Source organism: Promicromonospora umidemergens (assembly GCF_024171995.1).
GTDB lineage: Bacteria > Actinomycetota > Actinomycetes > Actinomycetales > Cellulomonadaceae > Promicromonospora > Promicromonospora umidemergens.
This window is the reverse complement of the sequence record NZ_JAMTCT010000010.1, coordinates 86,579-105,485: the sequence shown is the minus strand read 5'-3', so window position 1 is coordinate 105,485 and position 18,907 is coordinate 86,579. Positions and strand designations below refer to the sequence as shown.

Here is an 18,907-nt window from a genome sequence, read left to right as displayed (position 1 = left end):
ACCCGGGACAGTTTCGGCATGTTCTTCCCAGGGATTGGTATTCTGGTCGTTTCACACGCTGTGTTGACCGGCTGACGCGCGTGCCCGATCCGCTCCGTCGGTCGGGTTTTGCGCGCGGCCGTAACTGTGGCTCGATCGAGCAACGACGAAAGGAGAGCCCCCGTGGCCGACGCTTCTGTCACCTGGCTCACCCAGGAGGCGCACGACAAGCTCAAGGCTGAGCTGGAGCATCTCTCCGGCCCGTACCGTGCGGAGATCACCGAGCGCATCGCGGCCGCCCGCGACGAGGGCGATCTCAAGGAGAACGGCGGCTATCACGCCGCGCGCGAGGAGCAGGGAAAGAACGAGCTGCGCATCCTCGAGCTCACCGAGAAGCTTCGTAACGTCCAGGTCGGTACCCCCGCGGACGACGGCAAGGTCGAGCCGGGAATGGTCGTGACCGCCGTGGTCGCGGGCGACGAGATGAGCTTCCTGTTCGGCTCGCGTGAGATGGCGGGTTCCACGGAGCTCGACGTCTACTCGCCGACGTCGCCGCTCGGCGCCGCGATCGACGGCAAGTCGATCGGTGCGAAGACGAGCTACCAGGCTCCCAACGGACGCGACATCCCCGTGGAGATCACGGGAGCGAAGCCTTTCCAGGGCTGAGCCGGAGCGGAACCGCAGGCTCAGCCCTTGTCCATAGAGCCTGAGCCGCACCGCAGCGCAGACCGACGGGCCTGTCAGATGCTCGGATCACCTCGGTGAGCCGACCGTCCGACAGGCCCGTCGGCGTTTTCCTGACCCGTCCGCAGGAACCGCACGGCACTCAGTTCGCGACGACCTCGTAGCCCTCGGACTCCAGCCGTTCCACGACGGCTGCCCGGTGCCCGGTGCCCTTGGTCTCGAGCTGCAGGTTGACCCGGACCTCGGACACCGCGAGCGAGACGTCGGTACGCGTGTGGTCGACGGCCACGATGTTGGCGCCGGCCGCGGCGATCGTCTCCACCAGCCGGGCGAGAGCGCCCGGCTTGTCCATCAGCCGCACCTGCAGCTTCAGGTACCGTCCGGCCGCGACGAGGCCGTGCTGGACCACGCGGAGGAGCACCAGCGGGTCGATGTTGCCGCCCGACAGGACGGCGACGATCGGACCCTTGAACACTCCGGGGCCGGCGGCCATGATGCCGGCGACCGCTGCCGCGCCGGCGGGCTCGACCATCAGCTTCGAGCGCTCGAGCACGGCGAGGAGCGCACGCGAGAGCTGGTCCTCGGTGACGGTCCGGACCTCGACGCCCTCCTTCTGCACGATCCCGAACGGCACGTCTCCAGGCAGCCCTACGGCGATGCCGTCGGCCATGGTGGAGCCGAGCGTCCCCGCCAGCGGCTTGCCGGCCTTCAGCGAACCCGGGTAGGCCGCAGCGGACGCCGCCTGCACACCCACGACCTTGACGTGCGGTGCGGCCTCGGCCAGCACGGCGGCGATCCCGGCCACCAGCCCGCCACCGCCCAGCGGCACGACGACGGTGGCGACGTCGTGCACCTGTTCCAGGATCTCCAGGGCGACGGTTCCCTGGCCCGCCACCACGTCCACGTGGTCGAACGGGTGGATGAGCACCCGGCCCGAGCGAGCGGACTCGACGCGGGCCGCGGCGAGCGCCTCGTCCACGGACGACCCGACCATCCGCACCTCCGCGCCGTACCCGCGGGTCGCCGCGACCTTGGGCAGCGCGGCGTCGACCGGCATGTAGACGACGGTGTCGATGCCGAGCATTCCCGCGGCGACCGCTACGCCTTGCGCGTGGTTGCCGGCCGAGGCCGCCACGATGCCTCGTTCCCGTTCTTCGGGCGACAGACGTGCGAGCCGCACGTACGCGCCGCGCACCTTGAAAGAGCCGGCGCGCTGCAAGTTCTCGCACTTGAGCAGCACCTTCGTACCGGCGATGGTGGAGAGCGCGCGGCTCTCGGTGATCGGTGTCCGCGTGATGACACCGTTGAGCAGGTCGGCGGCGGCGCGGGCGTCGTCGGCGGTCACCGTGAGGTGGCCGCCGTAGGACTCCAGGTCGAACGGATCCAAGGGCACAGCGGGCATGTTGCCCGACTCCGCCCCCAGATGCACGTTCAGCGCTTCTGACCACCCTCTGAAGGGTCGCGATCCTCGTCGACGCCGACGTCCGTGACGGCCGTCTCGGCCATCACGCCGGGCGTGCGGCGCAGCCGGAGGGGGATCGGTGGCGCGTCGGCCGCGCGCCACCGGATCGGCAGCGCGTCCTCGTCGCCGAGCTCCGGGAACTTGTCGTGCCCGTTGAGGTAGAGGATCACGGTGTTCAGCACGGCCGCGAGCGGCACGGCGAACAGGGCACCGACGATGCCCGCCGCGTACGAACCTGCGGCCACGGCGAGGATCACGGCCACCGGGTGCAGCGAGACGGCGTGCCCCATGAGGAACGGCTGCAGCGCGTGCGACTCGATCTGCTGCACCAGCAGCACCACGCCGAGCATGATGAGGGCGGCCACCCAGCCGTTCGACACGAGCACCACGACCACCGCGATGGCGCCGGTGGCGATGGCACCGACCACCGGCACGAAGGAACCGACGAACACCAGGATGCCGATCGGCAGGGCGAGCGTCGGGACGAAGAACACCGCACCGATCCCGATGCCGACCGCGTCCACGGCAGCGACGAGGATCTGCGTGCGGGTGTACGCCGCCAGGGTGACGGCGCCGCGCCGGCCGGCCTGGTTGACGCGTTCCCGGGAGGACAGCGGGAGCAGGCCGACGATCCAGGTCCAGATCCCACGCGGGTCGTGCAGGAAGAAGAACGTGCAGAACAGCGCGATGAGTGCCCCGACCAGCAGGCTTCCCGCCGTCGCGGCGGCGCCCAGGGCACCACTCACGATGGCTCCCTGCTGTGCCTCGAGCTGATCGAGGATGTCCTGGCTGTAGCTGTTCAGCTGGTCCTGCAGCCCGAAGGTCGCCGAGACCTGTGCCCAGAGCTCCTCGAAGCCGCTGATCGCCTGCGCCGTCAGGTCGGCGAACCCGTTCGCGATCGACTGTCCGGCCAGCGTGACCAGGCCCGCGACCACCACGATCAGGCCGATCAGGGAGAGCCCGGCGGACAGCCCGCGCGGCAGCCGCAGCCGCTCGTTCAGCACCCGGCGTACCGGCGTCAGCATGATCGTGAGCAGCAGGGCCACCGCCACCGGGATGACTATCGTCTTCAGCAGCGTGAAGAGCCACAGCGCGGCAGCGATGAACGCACCGATGAGGAGCATGCGCCACGACCAGGACGCGGCCGCCCGGATGGCTGGCGGGACGGCGCCGGACTCGTCGGTGGGCGGCGCGGTGGTCTGGCTCGACGTCACGCTGGTCTCCTCGGTCTGCGACACGGATAACACCCTAGGGGAGCACACGGACGCCCTGGTGGCCTGCTCACGCGCCGCACGAAAGGTGCACCGTGCGCGCACGGATCCGACAGATGTCGGAACGAACACCCGACACCTGACCGATGACGTGGTGGGTTCGAGCCCGTAGCCTCACGGCACGGCCCGTGGTGGGTCGTGTCCCGGACGATCCCGGAGGGCGGCACCCGCATGAGGCTCCGATCAGGCACACGACCGACACCAGGACCCAGGACCACCGGGTGGATGTCCCGGCGGGCGGCGGCCGTCGCCGCCGCCGCAGCGCTCGCCGTCCCGCTGACGCTCCCCCTCGTGGGGACGACGTCGACGGCCGAGGTGACCGCCCCGGCGTCGGGCAGCCCGATCGCCGCGCCCGACCCGCAGGACTGGACCGACCAGGCCGAGATGACGTGGGACGACTACGCCTCCGTGCGGCCGGCGGAGTGGGACTCCGCGGACACCTCGGAGGGCAGCGACGTGCAGTACCGGACGGCGGTGATCCTGCTGGAGTTCTCCGACCAGCCGTTCCTCATCACGCAGGATCCGCTGACGCACCCGTTCGGCAACCCGGCCAGCGGGTTCCAGCCGGTCGCCACCGGCGACGTGAACCAGTGGTTCTACGACTACTACGCCACCCCGAACGAGTACAACGGCGGGCAGACGCTGCACGGGTACTGGATGGAGGACAGCCACGGCCGGATCGGCGTCGACGTGGAGGTGTTCGGCCCGTACACGCTGCCGGGCAAGCTGCACGAGTACGGCTACGACCGGTTCAACCAGCCGGTCGAGGAGTTCTGCCCGCAGGGAGACGAGTGCGGCAAGGACATCCGCGAGGCCGGGTTCGCGGCCTGGCACGAGGACATGGGCGGTTGCGAGGAGCAGCTCTGCGGCTTCGACAACGGCTTCTGGGTGACTGCCGGGCACGACGAGACGTCCACGTGGGAGGAGTTCGGGCAGATGATGTTCGAGTCCCCCGAGGACGTCCCGGACGAGCTGGGCCCGCCGCGCGCGGAGAACGGCGAGGCGCCGCTGAACCAGAACGGCGACCCCATGCCGAACTGGGCGGCCACCCGGTACGTGGAGTGGACGTCCTGGCAGTCGGCGGCCAACCACTGGCCCAACGCGGGCGGCGGCACCTCCACCCAGGCGGAGAGCTCCGGCCTCGGCGTCTTCGCACACGAGTTCAGCCACCTGCGCGGCCTGCCGGACAACTACAACAACCCGTTCGCCGACGACACCCGTAACTACACGGGCTACTGGGAGATGATGAGCCGCGGCTCGTTCAACGGCCCGGGCGGAACCCACAACCGGTGGCAGATCCCGAACGCCGGCGGCTCCGCGCTCGGGCCGCACCACATGCTCCACTACAAGCAGGACCTCGGTGTGCTCACCGACGACGACCAGGTGCTGCTGACCCGGTCGGAGCTCGCCGAGCAGGGCCCGGCCGTCGCCACCCTGAAGGCCCGTTCCTCGGTGCCGGAGTCGCGCGGCGGGAGCAGCGGCAAGGTCGGCCTCGAGGTGACGCTCGACGGCGGGTACACCGCAGGCCAGTGCGCGGCGGACACGCCGGAGGACCCGGACTTCTGGTGCCCGGACGGCACGGGCTGGACCGACTTCACGATGGAGGTCGTCGACCGGGTGGGCAACGACTCGTTCACCGCCGGCCACGGCGTGCTCCTGGCGCAGAACCAGCCACGGGGCACCCCGCGCGAGTGGCTGGTGGACGCCAACCCGGAGAACATCGACCGGATCGACTACTACCGCCCTGACGGCACACCCGTGCCGGTGGTGCGGGGCGACCCACGCCAGCTCGACGACGGCACCTTCCACGCGGGTACCGAGTCGGGCAGCGCGTACGAGTACGTGGACGAGCCCAACAACCTGCACCTCTACGTGCTGGACGCTGCACGCACCGCCGACGGCGAGCTGACCTACGACGTCGCCGTGCGGAACCTTGACGCCGCCGGCCCTGCTCGGCGTGGTGTCCGGCTCGGCCGGCCCGAGCAGCACCCCGTCGGTGCCGGCACCGCGCTGGTCAACGTGCCGCTGCGGAACACCGGTGAGGCCGGCGAGGGGGTCTTCGACTCGGACGTGTACCGGGTCTCGGCCTCCGTCCGGGGCCACGGCTGGGACGTCTCGCTCCCGTACGAGGTCACGGCCGTCGAGGCGGGCGGCACGCTGCCCGTGTCGGCGTACGCGACGGCGTCGGACGGCGCTGCGCGGGCCGCGCTCCTGACCCTCACGGTCACCAGCGAGTCCGACCCGAGCGTCGCGAGGACGGTGCGCGTGCCGCTGCGGGCCAAGGCGCCGAAGGCGCGGTCGCTGTCCGCCCTCGTGGCGGACTACCGGGACCGCGATGTGCTCACGGGCGACGAGTCCCGGCGTCTCGGGGCGCACCTGCGAGCCGCTTCCGGGGCACCTGGCGGCTCGGCGGACGCGGCGCTCGCGCGGTTCGCACAGGACGCGGAGGGTCTGGCCGACGTCGGGCAGCGCAACCTCGCCGCCGCCGCGCTCTCCGCGGCGGCCGGTGACCTGCGGGAGGCCGAGTGACGCTACGGGGCTCCGAGACCCCGGACGCCGAGTTCGGTCGGTTGCCTCGAGATCGGTCCATCGATGGACCGATCTCGGGACAAGGGACCGATCTCACCGGGCTCACCGGGCTTGCCGGGCACGCCGGGCGACGGGCCCATGTCGGCGGTCGGTCGGGCGCCGCCGTGCTCGGCGTCGGGCTGTGCCTCAGCGGGCTGCTGGCGGCGTGCTCCGGTGGGGCCGACGGCGCCGAGGCCACGCAGGCGGTGCGCCTCGTGGTCCCGGACGCGAACATCCGCGAGCCGGCCGACCCGTGCTCGGGCGCACGCGCCTTCCGGTACGCGCACCCGGAGGCGGCGTTCGAGGTGCTGGCGGACGGCGCGGTGCTCGCCGCCGGCGCGCTCCCGGAAGGGCGGGCCGAGAAGGCCTTCTCGATCGACCTGGGCTCGGACCGGCAGCCCACGGTGTGCGTCATGTCGCTCGATGTTCCCGCTTCGATCGACCTGTCGGACGCCGAGCTCATGATCGGCGAGCACGGCCCCGTGCCGATCGACCCGAATCCGGCCCTCGACGACGTGCCCGAGGCGGTGCTGCGATGAGGGCCTCCCTCAGTGCCCTCAGGGGCATCATGGCGGCCGGCCTCGTCGTGACCTCCCTCGCCGGGTGCTCCGAGCCGACCCGTGGGCGGCTGCCGGGACCGGTGCCCTCTGGCGTGGAGTTCCGCCCCGCGCCCGACGACGCGCCTCCGGCGCCCCTGCTCACCCTGGAGCTGACCGACGGCACAACCCTCGACCTGGCCGAGCAGTGGGACGAGCGGCCGGTGGTGCTCGTGTTCTTCGAGACCTGGTGCACGCGTTGCGAGGTCCAGCAGGCGCCGATCAACGACGTGGTCGAGGAGTACGAGGACGCGGTCCTGTTCGTGGGCGTCGCGAACCTCTCCGAACCCGCCGAGGTCGCTGCGTACGTCGAGGACAACGACATCACCTACCCCGTGGCCGTGGACCCGAGCGGCGACGCGACGCTCAGGTACGCCGTCGCCGAGCCGCCGCTCGTCGCCCTGGTCGGCAAGGACGGCAGCCTGCTGCGCGGCTGGCCGGAGGGTGTGGAGGGGGACGAGCTCAGCACGGCCATCAGGGATCTGGCCGTGCGCTGAGCCCACCCGTCGATGGTCGAACCTGTCGGGACCGCGGCCTCAGGGCCCGGTCAGCCGCCCCGCGGCTCTGGCCACCTTGAGGGCCAGGTGCAGCGCCAGGCGCTCCGTACCGTTCTTGAGGTCGGTGCCGGCGAGCAGCTCGACGCGCTGCAGCCGGTAGTACAGCGACGTGCGGTGCAGGTGCAGCGCCTCCGCCGTCGCCTGCGCGCTACCCGCGAGCTCCAGGTAGGTCTCCAGCGTGCGCAGCAACGGCGCGGCCTCCGGAAGATCGAGGAGCGCCTCCAGGCCGGGGTGCACCGGGACGCCGTCGGCGGCGATGCGCGCGGCCACCGCTGCGAGCGGATCGACGGCTGCCGGGCCCGGGGCTGGGTCCGGGTCGGGGGTCGCACGCCTTACGTCGAGCAGGGTCCTCGGGACCGTGGGGACGAACGTGACCAGCACGTCCCCCGCGTCGAGCCGCAGTACGACCTCGCTGTCCACGGCCCTCCCCGGTCTCGACGTTGCCTGGGGACCCTATTTGAGGTTTCTCGTGAATCTCAAGGGCGGTTCCTGGGCAACTCGTGGGCAGATCTCAGGCCTCCAGCTTCCGCTTCTGCGGGTGCGCCGTCTCACCACGCTCGAGCATGCCGACGAACTTGGTGATGTTCCGTGCCCGGGTCTCCGGTTTCTTGACTCCCGTGATCCTGAACAGGATCGCGTACCGGTTCTGGGCGGTGAGGATCGCGAACATCGCCGTCGCGCGTGGGCTGGCCGCGAGCGCCTCGGCAAGGTCGGGCGGCACCTCGATGTTCTTGCTGCCCTCGTACGCGGCGTCCCAGCGGCCGTCCGCCTTGGCCTTGTCGACCTCCTCCTGGCCGCGGGGCCGCATGCGACCCTCCGCGGTCAGGCGCCCCACGATCCCTACGTTCCGTGCCGACCAGCGGCTCCGTGATCTGCGCGGGCAGTACCGCTGCAGCGCGGTCGCATCATCGCGGCCGAGTGCCTGCGCGTCGATCCAGCCGCTGCACAGCGCCTCCTCGAGCGCGGAGTCGCGGGTCAGGCTCGTCGGGGCGCCCTTGCCCTTCTTCGCGAGAATCAACCAGACGCCGTTCGACGTCGCCTCGTTCTCGTCGAGCCACGTGCGCCACGCGGCGGTGTCAGCGAGCAGGAGCTCAGGGTCGGTGTCGGCCATGGGCAGCACGCTACGCCGAGCCACCGACAGTGCCCTGGAGGTCAGTTGCCGAGGCCGTCCAGGAGCTGGTCCGTGCGCTGCGCCAGGCCGCGCTACCGCAGACGTCCCTTCATCGTCGGACGGCCGTCCCGCGGACCGAACGCCCGCAGCGCGTCAGCGTCACTGCTGGCCGAGGTCACGTACTCCCGCGCCCACTCCTCCGCGCCGGGGTACGTGCTTCCGGTGGCGACGGCGGTCACTGCCGCCGCGACGTCGACGGGTGTGTGGCGCAGCTCGACCTGCCCGTCCCGCAGGAGCGCCCAGGACCCGCCCGCGCGGCCGTACGGCATGCCGACGCTGCCGGGGTTGACGCACAGGCGCCGGTCGACGAGCCGCACGAACGGCATGTGGGTGTGCCCCATGACGACAGTCCGCACCGCGGGATCGAGCCCGCCCAGCACCTCGGCCCAGCGCTCCAGGGAGGAGTCGACGAGCACCACCTCCTCGTCGTCGCGCGGTGTGGCGTGGCAGAACACGACGCGGCCGAACCCGCGCACCGTCAGCTCGGCCGGGTGCGGCAGGCCGGCGAGGAGCGCGACGTCGTCGGGCCGCAGCTGGGCCGCGGCCCAGGGCGCGACGGGATCGGGGATGCTGGTGCCTCCGCCGCGTGCGAGGGCGACCAGCTCACGGTCCGCGTTCCCACGGACCAGGAGGGCCCGCTCCCCCAGGGACCGCAGGCGGCCCAGCACGGCGACGGGCTGCGGTCCGGCGGCGTGGTCACCGGTGACGACCACGCGGTCGGCTGCGATCACGTCCGGCTCGGCGAGCACCGCGTCCAGGACGGGAAGCACCCCGTGGACGTCCGACAGGACCGCTACCGCACCGACCTCGCTGCTCATAGGCTGACCATGGCGTGCGCGGCGCCGTGCCGCCACCGGGATCTGCCGGCGGCAGAGCGGCCGGGGTCGAGCGGGTGATCCTGGCACCGACCGGCACGGACTGGCAGCGCGACTACGAGTTCGCGGCAGAGGTGAGCGCCGCGTACAGATAGGTCGGTCGAGCGGCTGGTGGCCCGCTTAGGTCCCACTCGCGGCGTAACAGCGCCGGAACACCACCGCGTCAAGGTGTGTTGCCATGATGAAAGCGCTACCCGCGCAAGTAGACGTAAGGAAGTGTTCTATGACGTTCCTCAACTCCCTCTTCGGCCCCGGCTCCGGCTCCACGAAGACCACGATGATCGCTCCGGAGGACGCCCTGCGGGGCCGTTCCGCGCCGGTGCTCCAGGCACCGCGCCCGCACACGGTGCTCGGCTCGTCGATCACGGGCCCGTGGGAGCCCGGTACGCGCGTGCTGTACCTGGCGATGGGCTGTTTCTGGGGCGCCGAGGAGATCTACTGGCAGCTCCCCGGCGTGGTGAGCACCGCCGTCGGCTACATGGGTGGCACCACGCCCAACCCGACGTATGAGGAGGTCTGCAGCGCGCGCACCGGCCACACGGAGACCGCGCTCGTCGCGTACGACCCGGCCAAGGTCACCGAGGCGGAGCTGCTCAAGATCTTCTGGGAGCGGCACGACCCCACGCAGGGCTTCCGCCAGGGCAACGACGTCGGCACGCAGTACCGCTCGGCGATCTACTGGACGACGCCGGAGCAGGCCGAGGCCGCCAAGGAGACCGCTGCGCGCTACACCGAGGTGCTCAGCGCCAAGGGGTACGACGCGATCACGACGGAGATCGCGCCCGCCGCCGAGGCCGGAGCGTTCTACTACGCCGAGGACGACCACCAGCAGTATCTGTCCGACGCCAAGAACCCGAACGGCTACCGCTGCCACGCGACGACGGGCGTCCCGTTCCCCGAAGCGGCCTGACCCACCCCTTGATCGTGGGCGCGACCGTTGCGACAACGCGACCGTCGTAGGCGCAGTGATCGCGCCCACAACCATTCTCCCGGCGGTGTCAGTGGGACGCCGTAGGGTCGGCCCCATGATTCGGATGCCCGCTACCGAGCTCACCGTCAACGGCGAGGACTGGTACGCCCGCGACCTGTCCGGCGAGGACCACATGGCCACGCTGTTCGTCGACGTCGACATGACGGAGGCCTCGGGGACGGGCGCCACGTTCGACTCGTGCGTGTTCCGTGGTGTGCGCTTCAACAGCGCCCACCTCACGGAGTTCGCGTTCACCTCGTGCGTGTTCGACGGGTGCGTGTTCTTCGACGCGAAGCTGGAGCGCTGCAAGCTGGTCGGCTCGCAGTTCGCCGACTGCCGGTTCGACCTGCTCAAGGTCGAGGGCGGTAACTGGTCGTTCACCGATCTCCACCGCGCCGCCGTGGCCGGCGCGCAGTTCGACGGCGTCCGCTTTCGCGAGGCCGACCTGGCGGGGATCAAGGCGAACGGTGTCGTCCTGGTCGGCTGCGACCTGTCGGGCGCGGATCTCGAGCAGGCTGACCTGACCAACGCCGACCTGCGCGGGAGCGACCTGTCGACGCTCGACCCGCTCTCTGCGACGGTCACCGGCGCGGTGGTCAGCGAGGCCCAGGCGATCCTGCTGGCCGAGACGCTCGGGCTCGTGGTCCGGCCGGACTGAACGAGTACAGCCAGTCGCTGGCAGATCCTGACGGGCACCTGGGGTCAGACCCGTCGATCGAGCCTGTTGGGTGTGGTGACACCGTCTTCCCGCATCCGGGACCTGAGCACGTCGAACTCGCACCCCGGTGCGTCCGGATCGAAGCCGTGCTCGATCAGCCAGTGCGACGCCACCAGGCTGCGCAGCGACCACCAAGCGCGGATCACGTCCCGGTCCGCGCCGTCGCCGTAGCCGGCAAGCAGGTCGTCGAGGCGTTCTTCGTGGCCGAGCGTCAAGGTGGCGAGATCGAACATGGCGTCCCCGGTGGCGGCCTCGGACCAGTCGATGACACCGGTGACCTCGTCGCCGTCGACGAACACGTGGGTGATCTGCAGGTCACCGTGGATGAACGCCGGTCTCCACGGCCGGAGCGCGCCCTCGGCGATCTCGCGGTTGCGCCGGATCACCTCGGCGGGCAGAACGCCGTTGGACAGCAGCCACGCGCACTCGCTGTCGAGGTCCGCCGCCACGTCGTCGAGCCTGGCCCCCGGCCACGGCGGCAACGGCGCGTCGTGCAGCCTGCGGATGGCGGCACCCACCGCCGCCCACGCCGCCGGTGACGCGCCCGAGGGTTCACCAAGGAGGCCGAGCGCCTTTCCAGGCACGGCTGCGATCGCGAGCACGGGCGGCTCACACCAGAGGACCGCCGGAGTCGGGATCGGCGCCATGGCCATCGCGCGCACCTCAAGGTCGGCGTGCGCAGGGTCACCGTCGACCTTCAGGAACACGTCGCCGACGCGCAGCGTCGCACGCTGGCTGTGGGCAACGACGACTTCGACCTCGTCCATACCGGCCATCCTGGCGGGAGCGGCCGCCGAAGTCGCCTGTTTTGCGCAGGCACGGTCCGCTCGAGGCGCGCTGATATCGGTTCGATCCGACGCGCCGCCCGGCCCTATGCTCGGGTTCGCTCGCACACGCACTGAGCGCACCGCTCTGGGAGGACGAGGATCGATGAAGATCAGCCGCGACCTGACCGACTGGACCCTGACCCCGACGGGCGGACCCGTACCGGCGGACCTTGCCGGGGTTCCCGTCCCCGCGACCGTCCCGGGCACGAGCCACACCGCCCTGCTGGAGCAGGAGCTCATCCCCGACCCGTATCTCGGCACCGAGGAGACCTCGCTCGCCTGGATGCAGCGCGCCACCTGGCGGTGCGCGACCGTCCTCGACGAGCCGCCTGCGGAACCCGACGAGCGCGTCGACCTGCTCTTCGAGGGCATCGACACGGTGTCCACCGTGTCCGTGGACACCGACGTGGAGCACACGGACGTGGCGCACGGCCGCACCGAGCTCGGCCGCACCGCGAACATGCACCGCTCCTACCGGTACGACGTGCGTGAGCTCGTCGGCACGCCGGCCAACCTCGTGGTCGACCTCGACTCGGCGCTCGAGACCGCGGAGGCCGAGGCGGAGCGTCTCGGCGCCCGCCCCTCGGCAAACACCCACCCTTTCAACATGGTGCGCAAGATGGCGTGCTCGTTCGGCTGGGACTGGGGCCCGGACCTGCAGACGGCCGGGCTGTGGAAGCCGGTGCGGGTCCAGCGCTGGCGCGTGGCGCGCCTCGCCCGGGTGACACCCCTGGTGACGGTGGCCGACGACGGCACGGGGCTGGTCGATGTGCGGGTCGAGGTCGAGACCTCCGGCCTGTCCGACGTCGGTTCGCTCACCCTCGACGTCGCCGTCGGCGGCCGTGGCCTGACCATCGGGACGTCCGGCGGCAACGACTCGGCCCGCGTCATGCGGCTGACGGGACAGCTGGAGGTGCCCGACGTCGACCTGTGGTGGCCCGCCGGGCACGGCGACCAGCCGCTGTACCCGATCACGGTGACCCTCTACGAGGGCAACGGCGAGGACCGCTCGGACCCGCTGGACGCCTGGTCCGGCCGGGTCGCGTTCCGCAACGTCGAGGTGGACCGCACACCCGACGAGCACGGCACACGCTTCACGTTCGTCGTCAACGGCAAACCGGTCTTCGCACGCGGGGCCAACTGGATCCCTGACGACCACCTGCTGACCCGCATCACCCGCGAGCGCCTCGAACAGCGCGTCGACCAGGCGCTCGGCGCCAACCTCAACCTGCTGCGGGTATGGGGCGGCGGCATCTACGAGTCCGACGACTTCTACGACGTCTGCGACGAGCGGGGCGTCATGGTCTGGCAGGACGTCCTGCTGGCCTGCGCCGCGTATCCGGAGGAGGACCCGCACTGGGCCGAGCTCGAGGCGGAGGTGCGTGAGAATGCCGCCCGCCTGGCGCCGCACCCGTCGCTCGTGCTGTGGAACGGCGGCAACGAGAACATCTGGGGGCACGAGGACTGGGACTGGAAGAAGCCGCTGGGCGACCTCACCTGGGGTGCAGGCTACTACTACGAGCTCTTCCCGAAGATCCTGGCCGAGGTGGACCCGACCCGGCCGTACGCGGACGGATCGCCGTACTCCCCCGGTCTCGCACCCGAGGAGACGCACCCCAACGACCCGGACCACGGCACACACCACCAGTGGGCCGTCTGGAACCAGGTCGACTACACGCACTACCGCGACGACGTGCCGCGGTTCCCGTCGGAGTTCGGTTTTCAGGGCCCCGCGACATGGGCGACGATGCGGCGGGCGATCCTGTCCGACGGCGACACCGTACCTCCGAGGTTCAAGGACTCAGAGGTCTTCCTGCTGCACCAGAAGGCCATCGACGGCAACGGCAAGCTCGACCGCGGCCTCGCCCCGCACCTGGACGTCCCGGACGACTTCACCGACTGGCACTGGGCCACGCAGCTCAATCAGGCACGCGCGATCCAGTACGCCCTTGAGCACTACCGGTCGTGGTGGCCGCGTACCGCCGGAGCGATCGTGTGGCAGCTCAACGACTGCTGGCCGGTGACCTCGTGGGCCGCCGTCGACGGTGACGGCCGGCGCAAGCCGCTCTGGTACGCGATGAAGCACGCGTTCGCCGACCGGATGGTGACGGTGCAGCCCCGAGGCGCCGACCTGGTGGCGGCACTCGTGAACGACACCGACGAGCCGTGGACAGGGCAGGTCGAGGCAGCCCGGACCACCCTCGGTGGTGCGGTGCTGGCGACGTCGGACGCGGGCGCAGAGGCGGTGACCGTCGCACCACGGTCAGTGACCCTCGTCCCGCTGGCCGGCGACGTGGCCGCCGTCAGCGACTCGGCCCGCGAGGTGCTGGTGGTGACCCTCGGGGAGGCGCGCGCGATCCACCGGTGGGCGGAGAGCAAGGACCTGGCGCTCGATCCTGCCCCTGTACGGACCACGGTGACGGCGGAGGACGGCGGCTACCGCGTGGACGTGACGGCGACGTCGCTGGCCCTGGGCGTCACGCTGCTGGCAGACCGCCTCGACCCGGACGCGCAGGTGGACGAGCAGGTCGTCGACCTTCCGGCGGGCGCGACGGCGGTGTTCCACGTGACGAGCCGCGGTCTCGACCAGGAGGCGCTGGTCTCCCGGCCGGTGCTGCGCACCGAGAACGACCTGGTCCGCACGGCGGGCTAGGGTCGGGCCGATTCGATGTCAGTGACCACGCATACGGTGTGGTCCAGGGGGCGGAGGGACACCACATGAACGGGCTTGTCGAGGAATCCAGCTGGTCAGTACTGCGCCGCGACGGTGTCGCAGTCGTAGTGGCACACCCCGAGGTGGGACTGCCGCTGGTGCTCCACTGGGGCCAGGACCTGGGCGAGCTCACGCCGGCGGACCTGCGGGCTCTCGACTCGGCGACCAGCCGTCAGACCGCGCCCGGCACGCTCGACTCGGCCTGGCGGCCATCATTGCTGCCGCAGGAGTCGGACGGGTGGGCGGGCCGCCCCGGACTGCTCGTCGTGGCGGACGGCGTTCCGCTCTTCCCGCGGTGGACGGTCGCCGAGGCGGAGCGGGACACCGCGGAGCTGGTCGTCACGGCGCGGGACGCGAACCTGGGGCTCACGTTGCGGACGCACCTCGAGATCGGCGTGGGCGGGCTGGTGCTGCTGCGTCACGAGCTCACCAACGACGGCCCGGCCGCGGTGGACGTGCACTGGCTCGAGGCCACGTTGCCCGTGCCGAGGTCCGCTGACCACCTCACCCAGTTCAGCGGTCGCTGGTCCCGCGAGAAGGTGCCGGTCACCACCGCCATGCCGGCCGGCAGCACGGCCCGCCAGACCCGGCGCGGGCGCTCGGGACACGACGCGCCCTGGGTGACCCTGGCCTCGTCGGGCACACCGCGCAACCGGACCGGCGAGGTGTGGGCCACCCACCTGGGGTGGAGCGCCGACGTCACGCACCGGGTGGACCACCTCACCGAGCACACCACGCTGCTCGGTGCCGGTGAGCTGGTGCGGCCGGGCGAGATCCGGCTTGCGGCAGGCGAGACCTACCACGCGCCGGACGCGTACTTCGCGTGGTCGCCGGCAGGCCTGGACGGCGTCGCGGACCGGTTCCACACGTGGGTGCGGGCACGTCCGCAGCATGTGACGAGCCCCCGGCCGTTGGTGCTGAACACGTGGGAGGCCGTCTACTTCGACCACTCGCCGGCCAAGCTGGAGCGGCTCGCGCGGCGGGCCGCCGCTGTCGGCGTGGAGCGCTTCGTGCTCGACGACGGCTGGTTCCACTCCCGACGTGACGACACCACAGGCCTGGGTGACTGGGTGGTGGACCACGACGTCTGGCCGGACGGCCTCGACCCGCTGGCCGGGCTGGTGCACGAGCTGGGGATGCAGTTCGGCCTGTGGTTCGAGCCCGAGATGGTCAACCTCGACTCCGACCTCGCGCGCGCCCACCCGGACTGGATCCTGTCGAACCCGGCAGCGATCCCGTCGCCGGACGGTCTCTCGTTCCGCACGCAGTACGTGCTCGATCTCGCGAACCGCGACACGTGGGAGTACCTGCGCGCCCAGATCTCGGCGCTGGTGACACAGCTGGGCATCGACTTCATCAAGTGGGACCACAACCGCGACCTCGCCGAGCCTGTCCACCGCGGGGCCGACGGCCTCCTACGGCCGGGCACTCATGCCCAGACCCGCGCCACGTACGCGCTGATCGCGCGGCTCAAGGCGGACCACCCCGGGCTGGAGATCGAGTCGTGCTCCTCCGGCGGCGCCCGGACCGATCTGGGGATCCTGGAGGTCACCGACCGCGTGTGGGCGTCGGACTCCAACGATCCCCTGGAGCGCCAGGACATCCAACGGTGGACGTCGCTCGTGCTGCCGCCCGAGCTGGTGGGCGCCCACGTCGGCCCGTCACCGGCACACTCGTCGGGGCGCACCACTGACCTCACGTTCCGGGTGGCCACGGCCCTGCAGGGCCACGCGGGCTTCGAGTGGGATCTGTTGACCTGCACCGACGAGGAGCTGGTCGCGGTCTCGGCATACGCCGCGCTCTACAAGGAGCTCCGGTCCCTGGTGCACACCGGCACCGTCGTGCACGCCGACACGGTGGACCCGGCGCTGCGGGTCACGGGCTTCGTCGCCCCCGACCGCACCGCCGGGATGTGGACCGTCGCGACCATGGCATCACCGCAGGATGCGCTGACCGAACGGGTACGGCTCGACGGGCTCGACCCTGCCCTGCGATACAGCGTGCGGGTCCGTGACGAGGTCGGTTCCGCCAAGTGGCTGGGCGGCATCACCCCGGCCTGGCTGGGCAAGGACGCGATGGACATGCCCGGTTCGGTGCTGACCGGCGTGGGGCTGCAGCTGCCGACGCTGTGGCCGATGCAGGCGCTGATCATCCAGGTGACGGCCACCGAGCCGAAATAGAGCCGCACGACGTAGAAGGAGGGCGGGACAGAACCGGATTCCGGTTCTGTCCCGCCCTCCTTCTACGTCGGTGTTCTACGTCGGTGTTCTACGCCGGCGCGAGAGCCCCTCAGCTACCGAGAACACCCTTGCGGCGGAGCACGATCAGGGTCACGCCGCCACCCACGAGGGCCAGCGCGATGAGGGTGAAGCCGATGACGGTGCTGGCACCGGTCGAGGCGAGCACACCGGGCGCTTCTGCGGAGGCCGAGGGGGAAGGCGTGGCGTCGTCCTCGGCCGGGGCTGCGGACTCGCCAGCAGGCTCGGTGACGTCCGTGGTCGGCTCATCGCCCGGCTCACCCGGCTCGGTGGTCGTGTCGTCGGTCGGCTCGCCTGTCGGCTCGTCGCCCGGCTTGGTGGGCTCGTCCGTCGGCTCGCCTGTCGGCTCCTCGCCCGGCTTCGTGGGCTCGCCTGTCGGCTCCTCGCCCGGCTTCGTGGGCTCGTCCGTCGGCTCCTCGCCCGGCACGGTCGGCTCCGGTGTCGGCTCCTGGCTCGGCACGGTGGACGCGTCCGTGTAGACGAGCGCGTAGTGGCTGATGTCACGGCCACCGCCCCACGGGTAGGTGATGGTCCACGACGCGGCAGGCTCGTCCAGCTCGACGAAGTACGCGCCGCCTTCGCCCTCGTCCTGGTTCTTGGAACCGGCCTTCACGCAGTAGCCGGAGATGAGCTGGCCCTCAGGTGCCTCGACGTAAACCTCGCCGGCGTTCTCCTCCGCTTCGATCTTGCCGGAGTCGTAGTCCTTACACACCTGGTCGTCGAGGCGTTCGCCGTCACCGGTGATCGCGGCCGGCGCACCGGCAATCGGTGCGGCGAACGCAGCAGCCGGAGAGGCCATGAGGCCGGCGACAAGGAGCGCGGAGGCTCCCAAGACGGTCATCTTGCGCACTGGGCGCTCCTTCGAGACGGGGGTGGTTTCGGTGCCGAACATCCGGCACGCCTCCCGGAGCGTAGCGACAATGGTGCAGATCGCCAATATGCCGTTATCTTATCGAAATATCTTACATAGACTTTTAGATACCACTACTTCCCTTTGCCCTTTTTCTTTCCCTTCGGGACCGGACGCGCACCCTTACCGCGCTGCACTCCCCCGCGACCGCCCGCCTTCGCACCGCCACGCCTCTCACCGGCGCGTCCCGCAGCCCCGCTCGACGCGCCCTTCGCCGGCTTTTTGACGCCGGTCCTTGCCGCCTTGCCGGCGGATCCACCCCCCGACGCCCCCTCCTGCGCCGACCGCGTGGACGGGCCACCACGACCGCGCGAGCTGTTGACCGTGCGGCCACGGACGATCCCGATGAGCTCCTCGACCAGGTCCGTGGTGCGGTCGGTGGGCCAGACCAGCCCGACGGGCGCCGTCGGCCCGTCCTCGAGCAGGCGGTAGGTCACGTCCTTGCGACGATGCAGCCGCGCGAGCGACAGCGGCAGGACCGCCACCCCCACGTTCGCCGCGACGGTGGCCACGGCGTCGGCAGTGGTCGGGACCGGGTCCAGCGGGTTCCCCTCCGGATCCGCCGGTACGACGCCGGGAACCGGGTGCGCGGCGAAGAGGACGTCGTCGGCGGGAACCCAGACGGGGTCCTCCGCGATGTCGGCGCTGGACAGGGTCTCCTCGTCGGCGAGGGCAGCGAGCAGGTGGTCGCGCGAGAAGCAGACCACCGACGCCTCCTCGTAGAGCGGGATGGCGGAGAACACTTCCTTGTCCACAGGCAGCCGGGCGATCGCGGCGTCGGCCTCCCCCGCCTCCAGTGCGCGCGCGACGGCGGATGCCTCGACCTGCACCAGCTCGAGAGGCACGTCGGGCAGCCGCTCGCGCCACACGCTCGCCCACTTGCCGGGCGTCGCGCCGGGCGCATAGGCAAGACGGAACGGCTCCGGGGGCTCAGGGTGGCTCACACCTCAAGGCTACGGGGCCCGCCTTGCCCTGTGGCCCGCTCCAGCCCCGGCCGCGGAGCCGACCGAGTATGTGACACCCCTACCAGCCCGGCAGCGCCACCCGCCGTACCCGCCGTACCCGCCGTACCCGCCGTACCCGCCGTACCCGCCGACTGCAGACTTCGTCGCGCCACCGCTCGCCGACTGCAGAGTTTGTTGCGGATGGAGTAGCTGCCACCGCAGCAAAGTCTGCAGTCGCCGGTGGGCACCGCTGCCAACTCTGCACTCGGCGCCGGTCTGCGCCAACAAGACCGCAGCCGGACCCCCAGCGCCAGCCGGCCGAGCAGTGCAGCCCGACACCCACAGCAGCCGCCCGCCCACCACCACCCCAGCCCGCAGAACACCGCCCGACCTCACAGCGTCAC

The 18,907-nt window shown here is 71.2% G+C and carries 17 protein-coding genes; 9 read left to right on the top strand and 8 right to left on the bottom strand.

The features are described 5' to 3' along the window. The first annotated feature begins 162 nt into the window (after positions 1-162). Entirely contained in the window at positions 163-645 is a 483-nt protein-coding gene (gene greA / locus APR04_RS16690; RefSeq protein ID WP_253872106.1) for a transcription elongation factor GreA, read from the top strand. 160 nt (positions 646-805) lie between these two features. Here the strand turns inward: greA and ilvA are convergent, their stop codons facing one another. Continuing rightward, positions 806-2,065, bottom strand: a complete 1,260-nt coding sequence (gene ilvA, locus APR04_RS16685) for a threonine ammonia-lyase (protein WP_253872104.1) — start codon at positions 2,063-2,065, stop codon at positions 806-808. Between the two features lie 29 nt (positions 2,066-2,094). Continuing rightward, positions 2,095-3,363 (bottom strand): AI-2E family transporter, encoded by a 1,269-nt coding sequence (locus APR04_RS16680; RefSeq protein WP_253872102.1) that lies wholly within the window; start codon positions 3,361-3,363, stop codon positions 2,095-2,097. Positions 3,364-3,621: 258 nt separating this feature from the next. Between APR04_RS16680 and APR04_RS16675 the strand changes: the two genes are divergently transcribed. From APR04_RS16675 to APR04_RS16665, 3 genes are read left to right on the top strand one after another with little or no spacing between them, the layout of a single operon-like run. Next, positions 3,622-5,925 carry a M6 family metalloprotease domain-containing protein gene (locus APR04_RS16675; RefSeq protein WP_253872100.1) on the top strand — a complete coding sequence of 768 codons (2,304 nt, stop codon included), beginning with the start codon at positions 3,622-3,624 and terminating at the stop codon, positions 5,923-5,925. After that, positions 5,922-6,503 carry a hypothetical protein gene (locus APR04_RS16670; protein WP_253872098.1) on the top strand — a complete coding sequence of 194 codons (582 nt, stop codon included), beginning with the start codon at positions 5,922-5,924 and terminating at the stop codon, positions 6,501-6,503. The genes APR04_RS16675 and APR04_RS16670 overlap by 4 nt, the downstream gene beginning before the upstream one ends. Further along, entirely contained in the window at positions 6,500-7,057 is a 558-nt protein-coding gene (locus APR04_RS16665; RefSeq protein WP_253872096.1) for a TlpA family protein disulfide reductase, read from the top strand. Before APR04_RS16670 ends, APR04_RS16665 begins: the two co-directional genes overlap by 4 nt. Positions 7,058-7,096: 39 nt before the next feature. Here the strand turns inward: APR04_RS16665 and APR04_RS31065 are convergent, their stop codons facing one another. The 3 genes from APR04_RS31065 to APR04_RS16650 all read right to left on the bottom strand — a co-directional run bounded on the left by APR04_RS31065 (position 7,097) and on the right by APR04_RS16650 (position 9,106). Continuing rightward, positions 7,097-7,537: a PucR family transcriptional regulator gene (locus APR04_RS31065; protein ID WP_253872094.1), complete on the bottom strand. Its 441-nt coding sequence runs from the start codon at positions 7,535-7,537 to the stop codon at positions 7,097-7,099. 91 nt (positions 7,538-7,628) lie between these two features. Further along, a complete protein-coding gene (locus tag APR04_RS16655) occupies positions 7,629-8,228 on the bottom strand; it encodes a YdeI/OmpD-associated family protein (RefSeq protein WP_253872092.1) in 600 nt (199 codons plus the stop codon). A 92-nt stretch (positions 8,229-8,320) separates the two neighbouring features. Beyond that, positions 8,321-9,106, bottom strand: a complete 786-nt coding sequence (locus APR04_RS16650) for a metallophosphoesterase family protein (protein ID WP_253872090.1) — start codon at positions 9,104-9,106, stop codon at positions 8,321-8,323. Between the two features lie 14 nt (positions 9,107-9,120). Between APR04_RS16650 and APR04_RS16645 the strand changes: the two genes are divergently transcribed. The 3 genes from APR04_RS16645 (at position 9,121) to APR04_RS16635 (ending at position 10,791) form a co-directional block, all read left to right on the top strand. Beyond that, a complete protein-coding gene (locus APR04_RS16645; RefSeq protein WP_253872088.1) occupies positions 9,121-9,258 on the top strand; it encodes a hypothetical protein in 138 nt (45 codons plus the stop codon). Between the two features lie 128 nt (positions 9,259-9,386). Further along, positions 9,387-10,073: a peptide-methionine (S)-S-oxide reductase MsrA gene (gene msrA, locus APR04_RS16640; protein WP_253872086.1), complete on the top strand. Its 687-nt coding sequence runs from the start codon at positions 9,387-9,389 to the stop codon at positions 10,071-10,073. A gap of 115 nt (positions 10,074-10,188) precedes the next feature. Next, on the top strand, positions 10,189-10,791 hold the full coding sequence (locus APR04_RS16635) for a pentapeptide repeat-containing protein (protein ID WP_253872084.1): 603 nt from the start codon (positions 10,189-10,191) through the stop codon (positions 10,789-10,791). Between the two features lie 44 nt (positions 10,792-10,835). Here the strand turns inward: APR04_RS16635 and APR04_RS16630 are convergent, their stop codons facing one another. Then, entirely contained in the window at positions 10,836-11,618 is a 783-nt protein-coding gene (locus APR04_RS16630; RefSeq protein WP_253872082.1) for a phosphotransferase family protein, read from the bottom strand. A gap of 163 nt (positions 11,619-11,781) precedes the next feature. On the opposite strand from APR04_RS16630, the gene APR04_RS16625 reads away from it, so the two are divergent. Further along, a complete protein-coding gene (locus APR04_RS16625; RefSeq protein ID WP_253872080.1) occupies positions 11,782-14,331 on the top strand; it encodes a glycoside hydrolase family 2 protein in 2,550 nt (849 codons plus the stop codon). A gap of 65 nt (positions 14,332-14,396) precedes the next feature. Beyond that, positions 14,397-16,571, top strand: a complete 2,175-nt coding sequence (locus APR04_RS16620) for an alpha-galactosidase (protein ID WP_253872078.1) — start codon at positions 14,397-14,399, stop codon at positions 16,569-16,571. 109 nt (positions 16,572-16,680) lie between these two features. On the opposite strand, the gene APR04_RS16615 is transcribed toward APR04_RS16620, so the two are convergent. Both APR04_RS16615 and APR04_RS16610 read right to left on the bottom strand, forming a co-directional pair. Further along, complete coding sequence (locus APR04_RS16615; RefSeq protein ID WP_253872231.1) at positions 16,681-17,499, bottom strand: hypothetical protein; 819 nt, start codon at positions 17,497-17,499, stop codon at positions 16,681-16,683. Between the two features lie 134 nt (positions 17,500-17,633). Then, positions 17,634-18,503, bottom strand: coding sequence for a LysR substrate-binding domain-containing protein (locus tag APR04_RS16610; RefSeq protein WP_253872076.1), 870 nt, complete (start codon positions 18,501-18,503; stop codon positions 17,634-17,636). Positions 18,504-18,907: the final 404 nt, after the last annotated feature.

Excerpts from the sequence above, each read along its gene's own strand:
- ilvA (WP_253872104.1), bottom strand. The coding sequence starts at position 2,065 with ATGCCCGCTGTGCCCTTGGATCCGTTCGACCTGGAGTCCTACGGCGGC.
- APR04_RS16675 (WP_253872100.1), top strand. The coding sequence starts at position 3,622 with ATGTCCCGGCGGGCGGCGGCCGTCGCCGCCGCCGCAGCGCTCGCCGTC.
- APR04_RS16665 (WP_253872096.1), top strand. The coding sequence starts at position 6,500 with ATGAGGGCCTCCCTCAGTGCCCTCAGGGGCATCATGGCGGCCGGCCTC.
- APR04_RS16655 (WP_253872092.1), bottom strand. The coding sequence starts at position 8,228 with ATGGCCGACACCGACCCTGAGCTCCTGCTCGCTGACACCGCCGCGTGG.
- APR04_RS16650 (WP_253872090.1), bottom strand. The coding sequence starts at position 9,106 with ATGAGCAGCGAGGTCGGTGCGGTAGCGGTCCTGTCGGACGTCCACGGG.
- msrA (WP_253872086.1), top strand. The coding sequence starts at position 9,387 with ATGACGTTCCTCAACTCCCTCTTCGGCCCCGGCTCCGGCTCCACGAAG.
- APR04_RS16635 (WP_253872084.1), top strand. The coding sequence starts at position 10,189 with ATGATTCGGATGCCCGCTACCGAGCTCACCGTCAACGGCGAGGACTGG.
- APR04_RS16630 (WP_253872082.1), bottom strand. The coding sequence starts at position 11,618 with ATGGACGAGGTCGAAGTCGTCGTTGCCCACAGCCAGCGTGCGACGCTG.
- APR04_RS16625 (WP_253872080.1), top strand. The coding sequence starts at position 11,782 with ATGAAGATCAGCCGCGACCTGACCGACTGGACCCTGACCCCGACGGGC.
- APR04_RS16620 (WP_253872078.1), top strand. The coding sequence starts at position 14,397 with ATGAACGGGCTTGTCGAGGAATCCAGCTGGTCAGTACTGCGCCGCGAC.